The organism is Rhodococcus sp. NPDC057529 (genome assembly GCF_042802055.1).
GTDB lineage: Bacteria > Actinomycetota > Actinomycetes > Mycobacteriales > Mycobacteriaceae > Rhodococcus_F.
Window position 1 is genome coordinate 374,795 of the sequence record NZ_JBHVEY010000003.1, and the last position, 20,953, is coordinate 395,747.

Below are 20,953 nucleotides of genomic sequence, written 5' to 3' on the forward strand. Positions count from 1 at the left end.
GACAATGATCGACGAAACGGGTGTGGAGACCACGTCCAGCCCCACACCTCAACCCCACAGTCGGCGGCGTCTTCGCCGGCGCGGCCGAACATGGCCGCTGTTCATTCCCGCAGCGGTTGTGCTGGTGGTGTTCTTCGCCTACCCCACCGCAACGATGTTGCTGGCCGCGTTCACGGATTTTCGTGCACCGCAGGTGGCCGGCGCGGACAATTTTCTCTGGTTCTTCCAGACGGACGCCAACGTCACGATCCTGATCCGCACTCTGATGACGGCGTTCATCTGCACACTCGTGACAACGCTGCTCGCGTATCCGTACGCATACACGATGACGCTGGTGTCGGCGACGACGCGCACACTCATGATTGCAGCGGTTCTCATTTCCATGTTCGCAGGCATCCTGCTGCGGAACTTCGCGTGGATCGTGCTGTTGCAGCAGAACGGGTTGGTCAATAGCTCGCTGGCTGCGGTTGGAATCCCTCCGCAAACCTTCCTCGGCACTCCCACGGCGGTGATGATCGGCATGACGCACGTGCTGTTTCCCTATATGGTCCTGCCCCTGTATGCCGTGCTCCGCGGGATCGATCGGCGCCTGATATTGGCAGCGCAAAGCCTGGGGGCGACGCCACTGAGGGCGTTCTATCAGGTGTACGTACCGCTGTCGGTCCCGGGAATCTCCGCTGGTGCAGTACTCGTATTCGTACTGGGGCTCGGCTTCTTCATCACCCCGGCCCTGCTCGGGTCACCGCAGCAGGCCATGTTGTCCCAGCTCATGGTGTTGCAGTTCGATCGGATGGCCGCATTCGGCCGAGCGGGAGCAATGGCCGTGGTGCTCCTGGTGATCACACTGCTCGTCCTAGCAATCGTCCAAGTGGCAACTCGGCGCCGGAAGGGGCAGGAGCAGTGAACAGAATCCTCTCCGATGGAACCACGGCACGCTCGACGCTCATCCGCACCGTGATCGTAGTCTTCATTGCGTTGTGGCTGGTCGTTCCGCTCGTCGTCGTGGTGGGTTTGAGCTTCACGGGCCAACAATCGTTCGCCTTCCCTCCCACATCGTGGTCACTCGACTGGTACGACGCCCTGTCCGATCCCAAGTGGATCACCGCAGCCCGGAACTCGCTCGTGATCGGCACCGCCACCGCCGTCCTTGCCGCCGTCCTCGGAACAGCAGCGTCGTTTGCCTTGGTGCGATCGAACTCTCGAATCATGCGTTCCATGAAACTCCTAGTGCTCGCACCCCAAATCACACCCGTCGTCATCGTCGGCCTCGGCGTCTATCTCGTCTTTCTGAGATGGCAGATGGTGGGCACCTACCAGGGTTTTGTGCTCGCATATACAGGCCTCACATTGCCGTTCGTCGTGATTCCCGTGACGGCTGCACTCGAGACGTTCGACCGGAACCTCGAGAAAGCGTCCGCAAGCTTGGGCGCGGGGCCGCTCACCACCTTCTGGCGGGTGACCTTCCCGCTGATTCGGCCGGCGGTCCTCGGTGGCGCGGTGATCGCGTTCTTGTCCTCGCTCGACGAGGTGGTAATCGGGCTGTACCTATCCACGGCGCAAATGCGCACCCTTCCCGTGGAGATCTACCAAAGCATGACCGACCAGATCGATCCGACGGTCGCAGCAATCGGGGCTGTCGAGATCGCTTTCGTCGTAACCGGAGTCGTCGTAGCGCTCATGGTCCAACGGCGGCGTGCACGTCTACTAAAAGTTGAGGTTTGATGTCGAACAACGTTCAGGTCGCAGTTGCCGACGCTCGGGTCGTGGCTGCGGAAATTCTCGAATCGCTCGGAGCCCCGAACGATGTCGCCGAGATCGTCGGGAACCATCTCGTTGAGGCGGATCAGGTCGGACACGCCTCGCACGGCCTCGCCCGCCTACCGTGGTACTCACGTTACGTGCGTGATGGCGTCGTACGCCCCGACTCCGTCCCCAGACAGATCACCGGCGGCAACAGCTATGACGACGCCATTACGGTCTCCGCGGATTGGGGATTCAGCCACGCGGCCGCCTACCTGGCTACCGATCTTGCCGTCGACCGCGCACAGCGACACGGAACGTCCGCCGCTGCGGTCATCCGTTGCACCCATGTCGGCCGGCTCGGCGCATACGTCGAACGAGCCGCCGCGTCCGGATGCGTCGCCATCGCCACCGTCGGGGGAATGCGGGGGCCAGGGGTTGCAGTCCCCTTCGGTGGGAGTCGACCGCTATTAGGACCAAGTCCGATCGCCGCAGCCTTCCCGACGACAGGGGATCCCGTCGTCATGGATTTCGCAACCACCGAGGTGCCGCTCGGGAAGGTGATGGTCGCACAAAACGCGGGGAAGAAACTGGCAGTGGAGGGCCTCGTCGAGGCGGACGGCCGACCAACCGACGACCCGCAAGCGCTGACACGGGGAGGTGCGCTACGCACCTTCGGAGCCCACAAGGGATTTGCCCTGGCTACCATGTCCGAGCTGCTCGGAGGAGTTCTGACGGGCGCCGACAACTACCGAGACGACGGACCAGGAGGCCTCAGCTTCCGCGACGCGGGCCTGTTCCTCTTCGTCATCGCCGGAGACGCATTCGTAACCGCAGACCGGGTGCAGGCCCGAGCCTCCCAGTTGCGCGAAGCCATCCACGCAGTCCCCCCCGCCGACGGATTCGACGCGGTTCTCGCCCCTGGCGACCCCGAGTCCCGGAACCGTCGCGACGCCGCAGAACACGTCTCTCTCCCGACAAGCGTGTGGAACGACATCCAAGCACTTCTACCTTCTACCAGCAGCATTGGAGCCCAAAAGTGACCACAGTCGCAACCGGAACGACCATCGAACCGATCACGCACGCAGAGTATCTCGACCGACAGCATCGACTGCTCGAGGCACTGGACCGCGAAGGCTACGACGGGGCAATTGTGTGGGGGCGAGGCTCCACCAACGTCGACGGTTGCGCCGACCTGCTCTACCTCACCGGTCATCTGAGCGCCGTCAGCCACATCCTGGACAGCGAGATCCACTCCGCGCGGGGCCATGCCGGACTGGTGATCACCAGAGATCGACCGACGGTGCTGGTAACCGACTCCTACGACGCTGACCCCTCGACGATCCCAGTAGGCCAGGTGCAGCTGTCGATATCCGTCGATCGCGATCTCGGCAAGGCGGCACGAGAGATGGGATTCGCCGGCAAGCGAATCGCACTCATCGGAATGAGCGGCCTGCTCTACACGCACCACCGCGGACTCGAAGAAGGACTCGGATCACCCGAGACCAAGCTCATTCCCGCTGACGAGTTGCTGGTGCGACTTCGACTGGTGAAATCCGAACACGAAATCTCTCTGCTGCGAGAGGCGAGCCGCATCGGGTGCGAGTGGGTGATGAGGACTCTCCAGGCAGCAGTGCCCGGCGCAACCGAGGGCGAAGCCGTCGGCGAAGGTCTCAAATATCTTGCGGGGGCGGGCGGCTGGGCATACGACGTGGCCGTCTCCTCAGGCCCGTGCTCGCACCGATACCGTAATCGTCAGGCGTTGCCGACCTGGGACTCACAGCGCCGCCTCGAAGTCGGCGACCTCTTTCACGCCGACGTGTGGGGGCCGATCGCGCACGGATACTTCTGTGACCTCACCCGTTCCACAGTGGTCGGCGGTGCGCCCACCTCGTCGCAAGCGCGCTTGCTGAGCGACCCCGTGGACCTGGTGGAACATGTGACGGAAATCGTGGAACCCGGCGTGCAGATGTCAGCCCTGCAAGACCGGGCCTCCGCATGGCTGGCACGCCGCGACGGCGGCGCCGGCTCGAGCTTCGGGGCGATGATCCCATTCATCGGACACAGCCTCGGACTGGAATGCGAAGCACCGTTTCTTACCCGCCTCGAACACACGACGATCGAGCCCGGCATGGTCCTGGCGATCGAGTGCTTCCTTGGCGGCGAGACCGGAGAAGGCGCCGGCTTCGAGCACGTAGTCGCCGTGCGAGAAGGGCACCTCGAAGTTCTGACCCAATCCGCACCCTCGCGGCCGTGGTGAACCTTCGCACCATGGAAGTTAATCCACAGTCAAAGGAACGCAATGTGACGACACATCGAGTGCAGGTCAACAGTGATGAAGTACCTTCCCCGCGAGGGCATTTCAGCCATGCTGTTCGCGCCGGAAACACCGTATACGTCTCCGGAATGCTTGCATCACACAGCGACGGAACCGTGCTACACCCGAACGACGTCGCAGGGCAGACAAATGTGATCTTCACCAGGCTCGGACAGATCCTGACCGCGGCAGGAGGCCACATCTCCGATGTCGTCTCACTCACGACATACGTCACGTCTATTGCCGACCGCGGACCGGTCAACGAGCTTCGCAAGGAAGTCTTCGGTGAGTGTCGCCCAGCGAGCACCCTCGTCGAGGTCAGCGCCCTTGCTGCACCTGGTTCGGTGATTGAGATCGATGCGATCGCTGTCCTGTCGACCTCTCCGCGATAGGTTTTCGGCAACCACTCGGTAATGGGTCAGGCCGGGTTGGCAACGGCGTCAGCCTGAGGGGCCGGATCGGATCGCAGAGATTCGGCCCCTCAGCCTCGTTGCCGTGGCGACGGCACCTGCAGTTCCGAACACTTCCCAGCCCCGGTTAGATCTGTGAAATTCTATGAATCCTCGTGAGTATCGCCGATGGCGACAAAGGCGTCGCACGGCGTGGATCGAAACTAACCGTGAGCGCACACATCCTGACGCCGAGGCCGAGCGTCTTATCTAGTTCGCCAGTATGTGGGCTCCATACGGGGGCGCGACCGAGGAGGAGATCCTTGTGCACTTCGGTATGACGACGTGCAGATTCATCGAGCGATTGTGGCAAGTCATCCCTGAATCGAATTGTGCCACGGACGAGACACGTAGCTTGGCGAGCGCATACCCATACCACCGGCCAACCGGAGGATCCTCTCCCATCCAGTGAGTCCCTCAGCGGAGCTGTCACGGATGGCCCCTTCCGGCTGACGTTCAGGTACACCGTAGGCAGGAAGAATGTGGAACAACCACAGCAACAATGACATTCTTGACTTTGCACTGCTCTGGGAGCCGCTCGGCGGCCCCGCTCCGGAGAACGTGGAAGCCGCGTTCGCGATCGACATCAGCGAGTACCATCGCCGCCTCCAATCAGCTGCGCGATCTGCGTTGGCCCGACTGCAACAAGGTGCTACGTGTCCCGAGCACATATACGGCCTGTCCGCGATCACGACGGTCGAATCTAGCTCCGTCGACAGGGCCCGATGAGGCTCGCCCTCGGGAGTGGATTTCAGTCTTCCCACGGCGACGACAACGCAGAGCAGTCGGGTAGCCGTTACTCACATCCGCTTGGGGTGAGACACCCGATGGGAGTCAGGACCTGCCCCGTCGGGGGCACCCCCTCTGCTTGGTCTTTCACGATCCCTTGTCCTGATTGCGCGCGGAAACATCACACGCTTCCGTGCTACCTCACCGGCCAAGCCGTCACCATGCACGGAGGCTAGACGCTCGCCGGACCCCGACGCCTTCGGCAGCGGGCGGCGAGCGTTTCAAAGTGGATCCCGATGCTGGTACAGCCACAATTTCGGACGCGCCTTCGGTGAGCCTGTGCCGCTCTCGTTCTGTGGGTTTGCACTCGCCGGTTCGTGCGGACCCGCTCGTCCCTCAGAATCAACGAAGACCAAAACTGAAGCGGTAGACTTAAATTGATGCATCCAAACAGGTCCGTCGATCGAGTTCGCGGAACCCGGACGCGCCGCCATCTTTGATTGTGTGACACCCCCCTTTACGGACACGGTTGGTCCCTGGCCGGTGACGTCGCCGCCCGGCCAAGAACGAACCGCTATTGCCGAACTTGTGTGGATGTGTCGTCCCACGACTGTTGGCGCAGCCCAGGGCATTTTGGGTGCATCGCGTTGGTGGATGCCCCCCTTATCGACCGATGCTCAGCGAGGGTTCCCCGACGACGTCGTTGACCAGCGCGCCGATGCCCTCAATAGTCGTGGTCAAGCGTTGACCCTCTTGCAGGAAGAGCTGCGGCGAGCGGCCGACACCGACACCGTCGGGTGTTCCTGTGGCGATCACATCGCCGGGGCGCAGTGTCATGAAGGTCGACAGGTAGGAAATGACGGTCGGAATGTCGAAGATGAAGTCTCCGATGGTATCGCTTTGAACCTCGGTGCCGTCAACCGTGCAACTGATCTTCAAACCTTGGCATGCGGGAGGCAGCTCATCGGGGGTGACCATCATAGGGCCAACGGGCGTCGACGCTTCGAAGGTCTTTCCCTGCAGCCACTGAGTGGTCCGCTTCTGCCAGTCCCTCATCGAGATGTCGTTCAAGATCGTGTAGCCCGCGACGTAGTCCAGAGCAGTCGACGGGTCGACCCTTCGCGCGACTCGCCCGATCACCACGGCCAGTTCGGCCTCCCAGTCGACCGAGTCCGACTCGGCGGGGAGGGTAATGGGATCGTGCGCACCAATGAGCGAGTCGGAGTACTTGGCGAATACAGTCGGGTACTCGGGTAGCGCGCGGCCCATCTCCCGGACATGTCTCGCATAGTTGTGTCCGATACACATGATCTTCCCAGGCGTGGGGACGACAGGAGCGAGGTCTGCATCCGTGACCGCGACCGTCCCACCGGTTGGTTCGCCGGAGGCGCCTCGAAGCAACGCTCCCACATCGGGCGCATCGAGAAGTATCCACTGATCGTCGACCAAACGGCCTGCGCGGGTGCCTGCGGCAAGGCGCAGTGTGGCGTATCTCATTGTTCCTCCAGTTTTGTCTTCCAAAAGTCAGCTAGCGGTATGACTGCAGTCGGTTGTTCGCCTGCCGTATCGATTCGGCAGCCTTACTCGTGTGTGCCGGCCCACCGGGATGCGGCAGGTATCGAGTTGAGTCGGGAGGGGCGGTCAGCCATCGGGCCCGCGCTACGAGCAGTTTGGGCCTGTCACCTGCGGGCGTGGCTCGCCGCTCGGGTCACGACCCTCGCCGTGTCCATCCAGGAGTCCGGAGGCGCGGGTACCCCGAGGGCCGCTTCGATGACTCGGGCAACGTTGAGCGCGACGTCGTCCCGGAATGGCTGAGCCGCAATGTGCACGCCGACGGGGAGACCATCGGGGCCGGACCCCGCGGGCACACTGACCGCAGGACACCACGGGACCCAGTTGAACATTGACGTCAGGTCTAGACCATGTTTGCGGCCGTCATCCGTGACCTTGTGATAGCTGGCGTCGTCCCCCTCCACCGCAACGGCGGTGCGGCTCATCGTCGGTGACAGGAGTACATCGGCGGTTTCCCAGAACGTGGCCATTCGCTTCCACTGCAGCGTACGCAGATGCTCATCCTCTTTGAGCTCGACGGCCGAATACTTCTTGGCATTCGTGATGATCGACCACAGCCGAGGGTCCACGTCGTCCTGGACGCGCTGCAGGTCTGAGCCGTAGTGTGCGGCCAGGTGAACATGCCAGTGCCGAACCCATGCGTCGGCCATGCCCCGGTTCCATTCCGGCGCGGAGCGGGTCACGATGGCACCCGCGGCGGCGAGGATCGCGGCAGCGGCTTCCAGCCTCTCCACCACGTACGGCTCGACGCTGAAAAACCCGAGATCGGATGAGACGGCGATTCGCAGGCCCTCCACGGACCCTGGCGGGTCGAACGAGACGTGAGCTTTGCCGAGCGTGAGGGGGTCTGTTGCATCGGGCCCGAAGGCAACGGTGAGGCCTCGCACCAGGTCCTCGCTGGATCGGGCAAGCAACCCGTGGTGGGCGATGTCGTCCATCAAGGACGGCTGGTCGTCGTTGGGGATTCGACCCGCTGACGGTTTGATCCCGATGAGGCCCGTAAAAGAGGCGGGGATCCGAACCGACCCTCCCATGTCTGTTCCCTCGGCAAACGTCACGCATCCAGTAGCGACGGCGACAGCCGAGCCTCCAGAGGATCCGCCAGGGGTGGTGTCTGGGTTCCACGGGTTACGGGTGACTCCTGTCAAGGGGCTGTCGCAGAAACTCGAGTAGGCGACCTCCGACAGAGTCGTCTTCCCCACGATAATCGCGCCTGCGGCTCGGAGTCGGTGGACGAGTACCGAGTCACGGGTTGCCACCACGTCGGCATACGCGCGACTTCCGGACCGCATGCCCAGCCCGGCAACGGGTGTGGAGTCCTTGATTGCGATCGGAACACCGGCGAGCGGGCCCAGACTGAGGCCGCGTGCACGCTTCTGGTCGATCGCTGATGCGGCCTCGAGAGCGTAGTCGTCCGCGATCTCTGCGAAGCAGTTCAGACGCTTCTGGACACTTCTGCTACGGGCGAGGGCTTGCGTCGCGATAGAGACGGCCGTTCGACGGCCTGACTTTACATCGGCAGCCAGTGTCGCTGCGGAATCCCACAATGGCTCACTCATGGGTAACGGTCTCCGTCCAGTGGTGCACCGGTGATGCGTATCGAGTCATGTGCAGAATCGTTTCTCCAAACCTGCCGATAGTCAAGTAGGCTCAGGGCATGACTCGAGCACCTCGACCCAGCATCAAGGACGTTGCTTCCGCCGCCGGCGTGTCGCCGACGACGGTCTCTGATGCGCTCAGCGGAAAGGGGCGGCTGCCGATGGAGACAAGGCTGCGCGTACGGGAGGTGGCTGATCGACTGGGCTACCGCCCTAGTGCTCTGGCGCGGGGACTTCGTAACCAACGAGTGGGGTTCCTGGGATTCGTTCTGGTGCCCGCAGCAGCCGCCAGCGTTTCGACCGTGAACTACTGGATTCAGCTGCAGACGAAGGCGGCTGAGTTTGCATTGGACCGCGGGTACGCACTGGTAATGCTCCCTCCCGATCCTGAGGGTTTGACTCCGGTGAGCTTCCCCGTCGACGGAGTCATCGTCGTCGATCCGCTACGTGACGACCAGGTGCTTGCCACCCTCCGCAACCAACGGGTTCCGCTGGTGACCGTGGGGCGCGATCTGACGGGCGGTCCGGAACCGTGGATCGATGACGATCAAACCAACGGTGCGCTCAAGCTGCTCCAGGCCGTGGCGCACCCGGGCGATCGTGTCGCTCTTGTCACTCTTCCGACGCAGAAGTCGTACCTGCAGGACATCAACTCGGGAGTCCACTCCTGGCGCGGGCACGCTCCCGGGTATCCCATCATCCATACGGTCGAATCGGTCGAGGGCGAGGAGATCGACCCGGTGGTCGCACGGCTGATGCAGCACGAACCGCCGGACCTGATTCTGGGCGCCAACGAGCGAATAACCCTGTCGATCCACCGTGCCTTGAAGTCTGCGGGATACCGGATCCCAACCGACGTACGCCTCGCAAGCATGGTGGAGTCTCCAGACCTCGAGCGAGTGCAGCCGCCCATCTCCGCTGCGATTCAGCACCCCGTCACGTCAGCCGAAATGGCAGTCACCACGATCATCGACCTGATCCGGGGCAAAACGCCTCCCCCTTCCACGCTGATCCCGATGGACCTCGCGATCCGCGCCTCGGCGCCGGCAGTATCGGAGTGTGCCGATCAAACGGTTGGTGACGGCGTAGCGAGCTGACATAGTCGGGAGGGGATTGAGAACCGTCGAGACGAGCACTCACAAGCTCGACGTTTCCTCATGGGGGACATCCGGCCTGTTGTTCGAAAAGCGGCCTATTAACCGGGCCGCCCCATCCCGCTCTCCCTCGCCGACAGAGAACGCGGACTGCGATACCGGTAGCTTCATCCCTCCGTCAGCGCGTAATCGACCGCTCTCTCGTACTCCATCCGGCGACCGGACTGAAAGATCTCTTCAAAAATGATGTCACCCAATGCAATACGACATCCTTCATAAGCTTGTTCATGATAGGTCGCTAGATGCGGATACAGGAAAGCCACAGCGCCTTTTGATTCGGCAATCTCGGTGGCAGCTCCCAGCAGCACGGCGGCCCGTCGATAGCGCCCACCCTGCACTTCGGTCCACCCCAATGCCTCGAGAAACATGGCTGTACCCAGCGGGTCGATTCGATGACTTGTGCGCAGGCCCTGCTGCAGCAACGTGGTCGCGCGGTGCCGGTCTCCGAGGCGCCACATCGTGATGGATAACGACCAGCGGGCGAATCCCTGATAAGCCTTTTCACCTGCCGACTCGGTCGTCATCAGTGCCTGCTCGAAGCACTGGATCGCCCGGTCGAAGTCACCGGCCAGATCGGAGGCCAAACCCAACACCACGTATGCGTCCACCACGAACACGGGTTCACTGGCGGTGGTAGTGAACCCCTCCAGGGATCTGGTCAAGGCGGTGCAGGCACCATCAGGATCGCCGCCGGCGAGCGCGAGCAGACCGGCTGCGTGGGTGGCCAGTGCACGTGCCCGTGGATCGTCAAGTGTGTCAGCTGCTTCACGAGCCTGGGCGGCCCGGATGAATCCGGTTTCCAAATCGCGCTGTATCTGTGCGAAGAGGCTGGCAGAGAACAACGCCTTGACTCGGTCGGCCGTGAGATCGCCATCCTCGGCGTCCAGGAGCCGATCGAGCCATCGGCGCCCTTCGCTGAACATCCCTCGTAGGTTCCAGAACGGAAACAGCGCAGCAGCAATCCGGATACCATTGTCAACATCGTGAGCGACACAGTATTCGAGGGCCCCACGGATGTTCGGCAACTCCCTCTCGAGCTGGTCGACGAACTCGAGTTGGCGCGCACTGATCCAGTGCGATTCCGCGTCCAGCACCATTCTTTCGCACCAGTCTCGGTGGCGCCGGCTCAGGGCGTCAGTTTCGCCTGCTTGCTCGGCGCGTGCCCGCCCATAATCCCGTAGCGTCTCGAGCAAACGGAACCGCACCGTAGTGCCAGTGTCCTCCCTGATCAAGATCGACTTGTCGACCAATGACGTCAGCAGGTCGAGAATTTCGTCGTCGCCTCGGCCCGCACCGCAGACCTTCTCGGCGGCATCGAGGTCGAAACCGCCGACAAAGGTCGACAGTCGCCACCACGTGCTCTGTTCCTCCGCTGTGCACAGCTCGTAACTCCAGTCGATGGACAGTCGTAGAGTCTGTTGGCGATTCGGCGCGCTTCGGTTGTGTTGCGTGAGAATGGTGTAACGCGTAGACAGCCGCTCCCGTAGCTGTTCGACGGACATGGCCCGCAGTCGGCCGGCCGCCAGTTCGATTGCGAGCGGCAATCCGTCGAGGCGATCACAAATGTCGTAGACAGCGTGTGCATTGGTGCCGGTGACCTCGAAGGTCGGCACCCGCACCTTCGCACGCTCGGTAAAAAGGGCGACGGCGTCCGACCGTGGCAGCGTGTGCGGACCGGGCGCATGATCACGACCGGGCACGGTCAGCGGGGGAACCCGGAACACCGCTTCACCGCCGATGACGAGGGGCTCTCGACTGGTCGCCAGAATGCGCACGTCGGGGCACGACCGCAGCACTGTTTCGGCTAGCTCGGCGACCGCGTCAATGAGATGCTCGCAGTTGTCGATTATCAGCAGGAGATTTCGAGCGCGGAGGAATTCGATCAGAGCGTCGGTGCGCGTCGTTGCCGGAGCTTCTCGAATACCCAACGTCGCGGCTACCACGTCGCTGAGCAGAGATTCGTCGGTGAGTTCCCCCAGTTCCACCAGCCACGCGCCGTGCTGGAAACCGGGTGCCAGCTTCGCCGCCACACGTAGCGCCAACCGCGTCTTGCCGACACCGCCGATACCGGTCATCGTCACCAGACGTGATGCGGATAGCAGGCTCTTGATCTCGCTGAGCTCGGTGTGGCGGCCGACGAAACTGGTGAGCTCGGCAGGGATATTGCCCTTGCCAACGAGCCCCGTGGAAGGCCCGGTGGAAACGGGCGCGGGGCTGGAACCCAAGCCGAGTGGGCGAGAGCTGCCTGGTTCAGTCCGCACGAGAATGTCGTCCAGGGCAAAGCCGTGCCGGTCCTGGACGAGTCTGAGCTGATCACCGAGTTCGGCGGCCGAACCGTACCGATCCCCCGGAGCGACCGCCATCGCGCGCTCGATAACCGCGCTGACGTCTTCGGAAATGCCGTGTTCGCCGAGAGTCGGCGTCGGGGCGGTCGTAATCCGCAGAAACTGAGCGACGAGCTGTTCACCGCTGCGGCGTTCGAACGCGGCGTGACCGGTGAGAGCACAAAACAGTGTCGCGCCCAAGCTGTAGATGTCCGCAGCCACCGAAGGTGCTGCCCCACCCAGGACTTCAGGCGCGATGAATGCCGGCGACCCGGTCACCGCTCCCGAGGTGGTCTCGAACCCGCCTGCGACATGCGCGATACCGAAATCGGACAATTGCGGCTCGTCGTAGTCGGTGATCAGAATGTTCCCGGGCTTGACGTCGCGGTGCACGATGCCCTGACGGTGCGCGGTCTCGAGCGCTCCGGCCATCTTCACCCCGAGCCGCAACGCCTGGTCCAGCGGGAGGGGACCGTGCTCTCGGATCAGTCGATCGAGAGAGTCCCGAGGGTGATATTGCATCACGATGTAAGGGCGCCCGCTATCGGTGGCGCCGACCTGGAAGATATTGACGATGTTCGGGTGCCCGGTCAGCCGCCCCATGGCCCGTTGCTCGCGCAGAAACCGGGACCGGTTCTCGTCGTCGAGGTCGGCGTCGAGGACTTTGACCGCGACCACGCGGTCGAGGGCAGGCTGATCGCAGCGGTACACCACCCCGAAACCTCCGCGACCGATCTCGACGGGGTTATTCAATCCCTGAACATCGAAATCCGTTGCTCTCATGCGGCGGACATCGCGCTGAGTTGCCTCAGGATCGTCGGTCATCGTGTGACCTGTCTACTCAAACCGCGACGTCAGGGACGCTTTCACGGCCGTCACCTCACCAGTTGCTGTCGACAGTGACCGATTGCATTGTCAAGGTCGATACCCATCATATTGCCAGCCTCGCTTGCTCGGCGTGCGATATGCGGAGGCGGTGGTAGGGGACCTCCCCGGAAGATCGGACGTCAAGAGCGGTCGGTTTGCGATGGCTCTTGCAGTTCGCCAACTCTGCCTAGCGTCCACCATCCATGCGGCACGGCGATGGGCGGTGTTCCGGCACGCATGTGCTGCATGTGGTTCTACGTTCTGTCTGCCAATTGCGCGGCCGATCGGTTGTGTTGTTGAGGCGAGGAGTACGCCGCCGAGGTAGGTCAAGGCGTCCTTGTCGTAACGGGTTGCCCCACCGCGACAGTGCTCGAGTCAGTTGAAACCACACTCGACGGTGTTTCGGTGTCGGTAGAGCGCGGGATCGAAGGCCGGTGGCCGTCCACCCTGGGAGCCCTTCTCCTTCCGTCGTGCGGTCTGATCGCAACGTTCCGGGATCGTGGAGCACTCGCATCGATCACGCCCTGCGGCGTTCCCGAGGCGGATGGACGTGCCGTCGACGAGGACATGGATCTTCGCCGCGTGCTGGTGGGCCGGCACGCTGGTCGAGTCGATCGAGACCAGAGCCGCCAGTGCGTCGTCGCCGACGTCGTTGGTCGCGTGCACGGCGTGGACCATCGCCTCGTGGGTTCTGTCGATCGACCAGCGCTGGTGGCGTTCCCAGATCGGTTGCCAGGCCCCGAACTCGTCGGGAATGTCCCGCCACGGCGAACCGGTGCGGAATTGCCAGCAGATCGCCTCGAGGGTCACGCGCTGGTCGTTCCATGCCCGCCACGCCGCGGAGACGACGCGGGCGACGGCTGGCCGCCCCGGACCCCATGGTCGCTAGACTCGGGTGGTGGACATCCGGGACGCCGAATACCTGGTCGCCGTGGCCGATCACGGCAGCGTCACCGAGGCTGCGCGAGCGCTGTTCATCGCGCAGCCGTCGCTGTCGCAGGCGATCCGCACTCTCGAACGCGATCTGGGTGTCGAACTGTTCGATCGCGGGGGACGGAAACTGCGGATCACCCCGGCGGGCGCGTCGTTCGCGCATGCGGCGCGGCAGGTGCTCGCGGATGTCGAGCGGGCGCGGGCCGTCGTGCACGACGTCGCCGAACTGCGGTCCGGCACGCTCACGATCGCCGTTCTCAATTCGCTTGCCGCCGATCCGCTTCCGCGTCTGGTCGGCCGATTCCACCGACAGTTCCCGAGTGTGGTCCTGTCCACGGCGTCGGCGGACGGTCCCGACGGCGTCGGCCGCGCGGTCCGGTCGGGGGAGTGCGACCTCGGGCTCACCGAACCGCTCGTCGACCAGCAGGGTCTCGAGTTCCGGACGGTGGGGGAGCAGGAGATCGTGCTCGCACTGCACGCCGACCTGGCGATCGAACTCCCCGATCCGGTGCCCGTCGGTCTGCTCGCCGACATTCCGATGATCGTCGAGATCGGGTCGCGGCCACGACTGCCGGTGAACAACATCGCCGTCGAATGTGCGCATCGCCAGTCGATGTGGGAACTGGTGGTCCAGGGGGCGGGGGCCACACTGCTCCCGCGGCGCGTCGCCGAACAGGAACTACCGGGCGTCGTGGTCCGGTCGCTCGCACCGCCCGAGGTGCGCACCGTCGGGATCGTCCACCGGCCGGATCCGCTTCCGCCCGCCGCGGCGGCGTTCATCACTGCGCTCGACGAGACTCACGGCGCGAGCGTGCCGAGGAACGCGCGCCCGGCAGGCGACAGCCTGGCCTCGTCGTAAATCACCCCGTACGGGGCGGTGATCGGCGGGTCGAGTGGGCAGATCCGTGCTCCGCCGCCTGCGGCCCGTTCCGCGAGGGTGCGTTCCATGAACGACATTCCGACACCCTCGACGACGAACGCGCCGACGGCTTCCCGCTGCTCGACGACGGCCGACAGGGTCGTCCGCCTCCCCGCCGCCTGCAGCGCCTTCTCGATGACGGTGCGCGAAGACGATTCCTTGGGCAGCCCCACCACGGGAATGTCCGGAAGGTCGTCGAGCGGGAACGGATCCCGCCACACGATCTCGGCGTCGTGCGGAACCACCAGCCAGTATTCGTGGATTCCGAGGACGCGGGTCGTCAATCCCGGTGCGGAAAAAGGGAAATGACTGAAGGCGATCTCGCAGTGACCGTCGCGGATCAGCGACGCGACGACATCGACCGGACGCAGGTCTGCGAGCCGGACGACGACACCCGGATACTGCTTGCGGAAGGACCCGATCAGTTCCGTGACAGGGCCTTCCGCGACGTGCGCCGACGCGCAGATGTCGAGGCGGCCGCGCGGCAGACCCGACACGTCGACCAACGAGCTCTCGGCCGCCACCAGGTCTCGCACGATCTGCCGCGCAGGACCGACGAACGCCTTGCCCGCCGCGCTGAGCACGAGGCCGCGGCCCACGCGGTGGAACAGGTCGACACCGAGGTCACGCTCGAGATTGCGCAGCCCCTTCGACAACGACGGCTTCGTGACGCCCAGGGCCTCGGCCGCGAGCGCGAGGCCGTCGTTGTCGACGGTGGCGAGAAAATACTCCACGTGACGCGACTCCACCAGTGAAGACTACTGCGTGAAGTCGCGCCGGCTGTCAGATGTGACGTCCGCCGGTGACTTCGAGGACAGTGCCCGTCATGTAGCTGGACAGGTCGGACGCGAGGAACAGCGCAACGTTCGCGATCTCCTCGGGCTCGGCGCCCCGGCCCATCGGGACCTCCTTGAGCTTCGCCTCGATGATGTCGGCGCGCAGGGCGCGGATCATGTCGGTGTTCACCACGCCGGGCTGGATCGCGTTGACCCGCACGCCGAGGTGGGCGACCTCCTTCGCCGCGGCCTTGGTCAGGCCCACCATGCCGGCCTTCGCGGCGCTGTAGTTGGTCTGCCCGACCATGCCGACCTTGCCCGAGATCGACGAGATGTTGACGATCGAGCCCTTGCCCGCCTCCCGCATCGCGATCGACGCGATCTGGGTGCCCAGCCACGCGCCCTGCAGGTGCACGTCGATGACGGAGCGGAAATCGGCGAGCGACATCTTGCGCAGCGTCGCGTCGCGGGTGATGCCGGCGTTGTTGACCCACACATCCATCGCGCCGAAACTGTCGAGCGCCGTCTTGCCCAGGTTCTGCATCTGATCCGGGTCGGTCACGTCACAGGCCACGGCGACGGCCTGGAAGCCGTCGGCCTCGAGCTTGGCGGCCGCGCCCTTCACGTTGTCGGCATGCATGTCGCCGAGGACGACCGATGCGCCCTCGCTCGCGAACTTCCTGGCCATCTCGAAACCGATGCCCTGGGCTGCGCCCGTGACGACGGCGACCCGTCCCTCGAGAAGTGTCATGTGCGTGTTCCTTCCTCAGTTGTACGAACGTCTTCGGCGTGCGGGGTCAGGCGGTTGCGCAGCGCGGACCGCAGGACCGCACCCCGCGGGGACAGGGGCAATTCGTCGACGAACACCACTTCCCGCACCTTCTTGTACGGCGGCACCGCGGCGGCCACGAACTCGATCAGTTCCTCGGCGGTCGGGTGCGCTGCGTCGGTCACCACGAACGCGACCGGCATCTCTCCGACCTCGGGGACGGAGCGGCCGACCACCACGGCGTCGAGAACGCCCCGCCGTGACAGCAGCAACCGTTCGAGTTCGTGCGGATCGACGGTGTAGCCCTTGTAGAGGAGTGCATCCTCGGGTCTGCCAACCATGTCGAATATCGAATTCCATCTCGCCGGGAGTTTGTTTGTTCGCGAATATGCCCGAAATGGAAATCCGGGCGGTCGACATCTATTCAAGTGCCTCGGACGGCCGTGGTCAAAGACGCGGAAGGAAACCGACAGTTGCCTTCTTCCTATGGGTCGTAAATAGCCTTTGCGCTGCGAGTTCTCGTTCGGAGGCGCGCTTGACAGCGCGGCTCGGTTGCTGGATATTCACCTTATGGCTGAACGCGAAGTGAGTGACGAAGACTTCAAGGACATTCTCGCGCAGACGAGGACCTTTATTCAGAAGGAAGTAATTCCCAGGGAAAATGAAATCGCGGAAAAGGATCTGATTCCGGACGACATTCGCCGTAAGGCGGCGGAGATGGGTCTGTTCGGGTACGCCATCCCGCAGCAGTGGGGCGGGCTCGGACTCGACCTCACGCAGGACGTGGAAATGGCGATGGAGTTCGGGTACACGAGCCTGGCGTTGCGGTCGATGTTCGGCACCAACAACGGGATCGCCGGCCAGGTGCTGGTGAACTTCGGTACGGACGAGCAGAAGTCGGAATGGCTCGAGCGCATCGCGTCCGGCGACGTGGTCGCCTCGTTCGCGCTGACCGAGCCGGAGGCCGGATCGAACCCGGCGGGCCTGACCACGCGCGCCGTCCTGAAGGACGGCAAGTGGACGATCAACGGCACCAAGAGGTTCATCACGAACGCGCCGCTGGCCGATCTGTTCGTCGTGTTCGCGCGCACCCGTCCCGCCGACGAGACCGGCACCGGCATCGCGGTGTTCCTCGTCCCCGCCGACACCGCCGGTGTGGTGGTCGGGCCGAAGGACAAGAAGATGGGCCAGGAAGGTGCCTGGACGTCCGAGGTGGCGTTCGACGACGTCGTCGTCGGCGAGTCCGCGCTGGTCGGCGGCAGTGAGGAAGCCGGCTACCGCGCCGCCATGACGTCTCTCGCCCGCGGCCGCGTCCACATCGCGGCGCTCTCGGTGGGCAGCGCCCAGCGTGCGCTCGACGAGTCCGTCGCCTTCGCGGCGGTCACGAAGCAGGGCGGCACCCCGATCGGCGACTTCCAACTGGTGCAGGCCATGCTCGCCGACCAGCAGGTGGGCGTGTCCACGGGCCGCGCGCTGGTCCGGGACGCGGCGCAGAAGTACGTCAGCGGCGAGGACCGCCGGATCTCCCCGTCCGTCGCGAAGCTGTACTGCACGGAAATGGTAGGCAAGGTCGCCGACCTGGCGGTGCAGGTCCACGGCGGAAGCGGATATATGAGAGACGTTCCGGTGGAACGGATCTACCGTGAGGTCCGGTTGCTGCGCCTGTACGAGGGCACCAGCGAGATTCAGCGCCTGATCATCGGCGGCGGACTCGTCCGCGAAGCCAAGAAAGCGCTCTGACCCATGTTCGACGCAGTGATCTGTGAGCCTGTCCGCACCCCGGTCGGGGGATTCGGTGGCATCTACCGCGACGTCCCCGTCACCACCCTGGCGTCGACGGTGCTGAAGGGACTGATCGAGCGGACGTCGCTGACGTCCGAGGACATCGACGACGTCATCTTCGGTCAGGGCTACGCCAACGGTGAGGCGGCGGCCATCGGCCGGATCGCTGCGCTCGACGCCGGTCTCGACGTCACCGTCCCCGGCATCCAGCTCGACCGCCGGTGCGGCTCCGGGCTCCAGGCGGTGATCTACGCGGCCATGCAGGTGCAGACCGGGATGAGTGATCTGGTGATCGCGGGCGGCGCCGAGTCGATGAGCCAGACCGAGTTCTACAGCACCGGGATGCGCTGGGGCGTCAAGGGCGCGTCGGTGGAGTTCCACGACCGGCTGGCCAAGCCCCGCACCAACTCCGGCGGCGTGAACTTCCCCGTCGAGGGCGGCATGATCGAAACCGCGGAGAACCTGCGCCGCGAGTACTCGATCAGCCGCGAGGAGCAGGACGCGTACGCCGCCGAATCCCATGCGCGCGCGGTCCGCGCGCAGGACGGCGGTCTGTTCGACGCCGAGACGATCCCGGTGACGGTGCCCGGCAAGCGCGGCAAGGATCCGGTCGTCCACACCATCGACGAGCACCCGCGCCGCGACGTCACCGTCGAATCGCTGTCGGCGCTGCGGCCCATCCGGTCACGCGTCGATCCGGAGGCGACCGTCACCGCGGGCAACGCGTGCGGCCAGAACGACGCCGCCGCAGCCGCGATCGTCACCACCCCCGAGAACGCCGAACGTCTCGGTCTGCGCCCGTTCGCCCGGCTCGTCAGCTGGGGCGTGGCCGGCGTGGAGCCGAACCGGATGGGCATCGGCCCGGTCCCGGCCGTGGACAAGGCCCTCACTCGGGCGAAGCTCACCCTGAACGACATCGATCTCCTCGAGATCAACGAGGCGTTCGCGGCGCAGGTGCTGGCGTGCGCACGGGAGTGGAAGTTCGACGAGTCGGACATGCGGGACCGGTTCAACGTCAACGGATCCGGCATCTCGCTCGGTCACCCCGTCGGCGCCACCGGTGGCCGCATCCTGGCCAACCTGCTCCGCGAACTGGACCGGCGGCAGGCCCGCTACGGCATCGAGACGATGTGCATCGGCGGCGGCCAGGGCATCGCAGCCGTATTCGAGAACGTCAACATCTGACCGTCCCCACCCTGCCCGGTATCGGGCCGACACGAAGAGAGCTCATGCGCGTATTTCAGAACATCGACGACGTCGAAGCCGCAGTCGGCGAACATCTCGGCCACAGTGACTGGTTCGAGATCACGCAGGACCGCGTGAACGTGTTCGCCGACGCCACCGGCGACCACCAGTGGATCCACGTCGACCCTGAGCGGGCCGCCGAGGGTCCGTTCGGCGCCCCCATCGCCCACGGCTATCTCACGCTGTCGTTGCTGCCGAAGCTCGGGGCCGACCTGATGCGGGTCGAGGGCACCAAGCTGGTGATCAACTACGGACTCAACAAGGTTCGCTTCCCGAAGCCGGTGAAGGTGGGAGCGTCGATCCGGGTCGGCGGTGAGATCGCGGGGTTCGAGCACACGAAGCAGGGCGCGCAGGTCGTCGTCAAGTACACCATCGAGATCAAGGGCGAGGACAAGCCGGCGTGCGTCGCCGAGACCGTCCGCGTCCTGGTCGCCTGAAACGAGGAACAACATGCGAAGAGCAGCACTGGTAGCCCCCGTCCGCACCGCCGTCGGTCGCTTCGGCGGCGGACTGCGCGACGTACCCGCCGAGAGCCTTGCGGCGGCCGTCATCAAGGAGACCGTCGCACGGTCGGGCATCGACCCCGAACTCATCGAGGACGTCGCGATGGGGCAGTCGTACGCCAACTCCGAGGCCCCGTGCATCGGACGGTGGGCCGCACTCGAAGCGGGACTGCCGATCTCCGTCGCCGGACTGCAGACCGACCGCCGCTGCGGCACCGGACTGCAGGCCCTCGTGACCGCGTCGATGATGGTGCAGACCGGCGCCGCGGACGTTGTCCTCGCCGGCGGTGTCGAGTCGATGAGCAACATCGAGCACTACACGACCGGGGCCCGCTGGGGCACCCGCGCCGGATCGCTGAACCTCTACGACCGCCTCGACCGCGGCCGGGAGCGCTCCCAGCCGGAGTGGCGGTTCGGGAAGATCAGCGGAATGATCGAGACCGCCGAGAATGTCGCGACACGGTGCGGAATCGGCCGCGAGGAATCCGACGCGTTCGCCGCCGACAGTCACGCCAAGGCCCACGCCGCCTGGGAGGCAGGCAAGTTCGACGACGAGGTGATCGAAGTGAAGATCACCGACCGCAAGGGCAACGTCTCGGTGGTGGCGCGTGACGAGGGCATCCGCCCGGACACCACCGCCGAGTCGCTGGCACGGCTGCGCAGTGTCGTCAAGGACGGTGTCGTCACCGCGGGCAACGCGAGTCAGCAGAACGACGCGGCGTCGTCGATGCTCGTCGTCGCCGAGGACAAACTCGACGAACTGGGGCTCGAACCGATGGGTTTCCTCACCGGGTGGGCCGCCGCCGGGTGTGAACCGGGACTGATGGGACTCGGTCCGGTCGCGGCGGCGTCGAAGCTGTTCCGCCGCACCGGTGCGAGCTTCGACGACTTCACGCTGATCGAGCTGAATGAGGCGTTCGCCTGCCAGGTGCTCGGGGTCCTCAAGGAGTGGGGCTTCGAGGACGGGGACCGCCTCAACGTCAACGGGTCCGGCATCTCGCTCGGGCACCCGATCGGCGCCACGGGCGCACGGATGACGACCACCGCGCTGCACGAGTTGAAGCGGCGGGGCGGCGGCAAGGCGCTCGTCACGATGTGCATCGGCGGTGGGCAGGGTATGGCCGCCGTCGTCGAGGGTGTCTAACCCCGGCTGACCCTGGCGTGGGGGGGGGGGGAGGGTGGGGGGGGGGGGGGGGGGAAAAGGAGGAGGCCTCTTCTCCCCCCCCTTTCCCTCCCCCTCTGGTACAAGGGAGAAACAAAAAACAACCGCCCCCCC

At 64.7% G+C, this 20,953-nt stretch carries 17 protein-coding genes and 1 pseudogene; 11 read left to right on the plus strand and 7 right to left on the minus strand.

The annotated features are described in order from the left end of the window. Positions 1-4 precede the first annotated feature (4 nt). Genes ACFU5V_RS07665 through ACFU5V_RS07685 form a run of 5 tightly spaced genes read left to right on the plus strand, consistent with a single transcriptional unit; the run spans position 5 to position 4,449 of the window. Entirely contained in the window at positions 5-904 is a 900-nt protein-coding gene (locus tag ACFU5V_RS07665) for an ABC transporter permease (RefSeq protein WP_378431976.1), read from the plus strand. Next, complete coding sequence (locus ACFU5V_RS07670) at positions 901-1,722, plus strand: ABC transporter permease (RefSeq protein ID WP_378431974.1); 822 nt, start codon at positions 901-903, stop codon at positions 1,720-1,722. Before ACFU5V_RS07665 ends, ACFU5V_RS07670 begins: the two co-directional genes overlap by 4 nt. After that, positions 1,722-2,783, plus strand: a complete 1,062-nt coding sequence (locus ACFU5V_RS07675) for an Ldh family oxidoreductase (protein ID WP_378698124.1) — start codon at positions 1,722-1,724, stop codon at positions 2,781-2,783. Before ACFU5V_RS07670 ends, ACFU5V_RS07675 begins: the two co-directional genes overlap by 1 nt. Then, positions 2,780-4,000, plus strand: coding sequence for a M24 family metallopeptidase (locus tag ACFU5V_RS07680; protein WP_378698126.1), 1,221 nt, complete (start codon positions 2,780-2,782; stop codon positions 3,998-4,000). The genes ACFU5V_RS07675 and ACFU5V_RS07680 overlap by 4 nt, the downstream gene beginning before the upstream one ends. Then, positions 3,994-4,449 (plus strand): RidA family protein, encoded by a 456-nt coding sequence (locus ACFU5V_RS07685; RefSeq protein WP_378698128.1) that lies wholly within the window; start codon positions 3,994-3,996, stop codon positions 4,447-4,449. Before ACFU5V_RS07680 ends, ACFU5V_RS07685 begins: the two co-directional genes overlap by 7 nt. Positions 4,450-5,898: 1,449 nt before the next feature. Here ACFU5V_RS07685 and ACFU5V_RS07690 read toward each other — a convergent pair. Together ACFU5V_RS07690 and ACFU5V_RS07695 are read right to left on the minus strand one after the other, a co-directional pair. Beyond that, positions 5,899-6,732, minus strand: coding sequence for a fumarylacetoacetate hydrolase family protein (locus ACFU5V_RS07690; RefSeq protein ID WP_378698130.1), 834 nt, complete (start codon positions 6,730-6,732; stop codon positions 5,899-5,901). A 182-nt stretch (positions 6,733-6,914) separates the two neighbouring features. Beyond that, the gene (locus tag ACFU5V_RS07695) at positions 6,915-8,366 is read right to left on the minus strand and encodes an amidase (RefSeq protein ID WP_378698133.1); all 1,452 of its coding nucleotides are present in this window, start codon (positions 8,364-8,366) and stop codon (positions 6,915-6,917) included. Positions 8,367-8,464: 98 nt separating this feature from the next. Here ACFU5V_RS07695 and ACFU5V_RS07700 point away from each other — a divergent pair, with 98 nt between their 5' ends. Further along, complete coding sequence (locus ACFU5V_RS07700; protein WP_378431965.1) at positions 8,465-9,502, plus strand: LacI family DNA-binding transcriptional regulator; 1,038 nt, start codon at positions 8,465-8,467, stop codon at positions 9,500-9,502. Between the two features lie 164 nt (positions 9,503-9,666). Here the strand turns inward: ACFU5V_RS07700 and ACFU5V_RS07705 are convergent, their stop codons facing one another. Both ACFU5V_RS07705 and ACFU5V_RS07710 read right to left on the minus strand, forming a co-directional pair. Next, complete coding sequence (locus ACFU5V_RS07705) at positions 9,667-12,708, minus strand: protein kinase (protein WP_378698135.1); 3,042 nt, start codon at positions 12,706-12,708, stop codon at positions 9,667-9,669. Between the two features lie 342 nt (positions 12,709-13,050). Then, positions 13,051-13,629: pseudogene (locus tag ACFU5V_RS07710) on the minus strand (transposase); the annotation flags it as partial. Between the two features lie 19 nt (positions 13,630-13,648). On the opposite strand from ACFU5V_RS07710, the gene ACFU5V_RS07715 reads away from it, so the two are divergent. Continuing rightward, on the plus strand, positions 13,649-14,542 hold the full coding sequence (locus ACFU5V_RS07715) for a LysR family transcriptional regulator (RefSeq protein ID WP_378698137.1): 894 nt from the start codon (positions 13,649-13,651) through the stop codon (positions 14,540-14,542). Here the strand turns inward: ACFU5V_RS07715 and ACFU5V_RS07720 are convergent. Genes ACFU5V_RS07720 through ACFU5V_RS07730 form a run of 3 tightly spaced genes read right to left on the minus strand, consistent with a single transcriptional unit; the run spans position 14,482 to position 16,488 of the window. Further along, complete coding sequence (locus tag ACFU5V_RS07720; RefSeq protein WP_095861811.1) at positions 14,482-15,351, minus strand: LysR family transcriptional regulator; 870 nt, start codon at positions 15,349-15,351, stop codon at positions 14,482-14,484. The two genes, ACFU5V_RS07715 and ACFU5V_RS07720, sit on opposite strands and share 61 nt — an antisense overlap. 34 nt (positions 15,352-15,385) lie before the next feature. Continuing rightward, entirely contained in the window at positions 15,386-16,129 is a 744-nt protein-coding gene (gene fabG / locus ACFU5V_RS07725) for a 3-oxoacyl-ACP reductase FabG (RefSeq protein ID WP_072944568.1), read from the minus strand. After that, positions 16,126-16,488 carry a 4-coumarate--CoA ligase gene (locus tag ACFU5V_RS07730; RefSeq protein ID WP_378698139.1) on the minus strand — a complete coding sequence of 121 codons (363 nt, stop codon included), beginning with the start codon at positions 16,486-16,488 and terminating at the stop codon, positions 16,126-16,128. Before ACFU5V_RS07730 ends, fabG begins: the two co-directional genes overlap by 4 nt. A 229-nt stretch (positions 16,489-16,717) precedes the next feature. On the opposite strand from ACFU5V_RS07730, the gene ACFU5V_RS07735 reads away from it, so the two are divergent. From ACFU5V_RS07735 to ACFU5V_RS07750, 4 genes are read left to right on the plus strand one after another with little or no spacing between them, the layout of a single operon-like run. After that, entirely contained in the window at positions 16,718-17,887 is a 1,170-nt protein-coding gene (locus ACFU5V_RS07735) for an acyl-CoA dehydrogenase family protein (protein ID WP_218271203.1), read from the plus strand. 3 nt (positions 17,888-17,890) lie between these two features. Then, positions 17,891-19,114 (plus strand): acetyl-CoA C-acetyltransferase, encoded by a 1,224-nt coding sequence (locus ACFU5V_RS07740; RefSeq protein WP_378431961.1) that lies wholly within the window; start codon positions 17,891-17,893, stop codon positions 19,112-19,114. Positions 19,115-19,158: 44 nt separating this feature from the next. Further along, the gene (locus ACFU5V_RS07745) at positions 19,159-19,611 is read left to right on the plus strand and encodes a MaoC family dehydratase (protein WP_072944575.1); all 453 of its coding nucleotides are present in this window, start codon (positions 19,159-19,161) and stop codon (positions 19,609-19,611) included. Positions 19,612-19,624: 13 nt separating this feature from the next. After that, entirely contained in the window at positions 19,625-20,821 is a 1,197-nt protein-coding gene (locus ACFU5V_RS07750; RefSeq protein ID WP_378698141.1) for an acetyl-CoA C-acetyltransferase, read from the plus strand. Positions 20,822-20,953: the final 132 nt, after the last annotated feature.

Excerpts from the sequence above, each read along its gene's own strand:
- ACFU5V_RS07665 (WP_378431976.1), top strand. The coding sequence starts at position 5 with ATGATCGACGAAACGGGTGTGGAGACCACGTCCAGCCCCACACCTCAA.
- ACFU5V_RS07675 (WP_378698124.1), top strand. The coding sequence starts at position 1,722 with ATGTCGAACAACGTTCAGGTCGCAGTTGCCGACGCTCGGGTCGTGGCT.
- ACFU5V_RS07690 (WP_378698130.1), bottom strand. The coding sequence starts at position 6,732 with ATGAGATACGCCACACTGCGCCTTGCCGCAGGCACCCGCGCAGGCCGT.
- ACFU5V_RS07695 (WP_378698133.1), bottom strand. The coding sequence starts at position 8,366 with ATGAGTGAGCCATTGTGGGATTCCGCAGCGACACTGGCTGCCGATGTA.
- ACFU5V_RS07700 (WP_378431965.1), top strand. The coding sequence starts at position 8,465 with ATGACTCGAGCACCTCGACCCAGCATCAAGGACGTTGCTTCCGCCGCC.
- ACFU5V_RS07705 (WP_378698135.1), bottom strand. The coding sequence starts at position 12,708 with ATGACCGACGATCCTGAGGCAACTCAGCGCGATGTCCGCCGCATGAGA.
- fabG (WP_072944568.1), bottom strand. The coding sequence starts at position 16,129 with ATGACACTTCTCGAGGGACGGGTCGCCGTCGTCACGGGCGCAGCCCAG.
- ACFU5V_RS07730 (WP_378698139.1), bottom strand. The coding sequence starts at position 16,488 with ATGGTTGGCAGACCCGAGGATGCACTCCTCTACAAGGGCTACACCGTC.
- ACFU5V_RS07735 (WP_218271203.1), top strand. The coding sequence starts at position 16,718 with ATGGCTGAACGCGAAGTGAGTGACGAAGACTTCAAGGACATTCTCGCG.
- ACFU5V_RS07740 (WP_378431961.1), top strand. The coding sequence starts at position 17,891 with ATGTTCGACGCAGTGATCTGTGAGCCTGTCCGCACCCCGGTCGGGGGA.
- ACFU5V_RS07745 (WP_072944575.1), top strand. The coding sequence starts at position 19,159 with ATGCGCGTATTTCAGAACATCGACGACGTCGAAGCCGCAGTCGGCGAA.
- ACFU5V_RS07750 (WP_378698141.1), top strand. The coding sequence starts at position 19,625 with ATGCGAAGAGCAGCACTGGTAGCCCCCGTCCGCACCGCCGTCGGTCGC.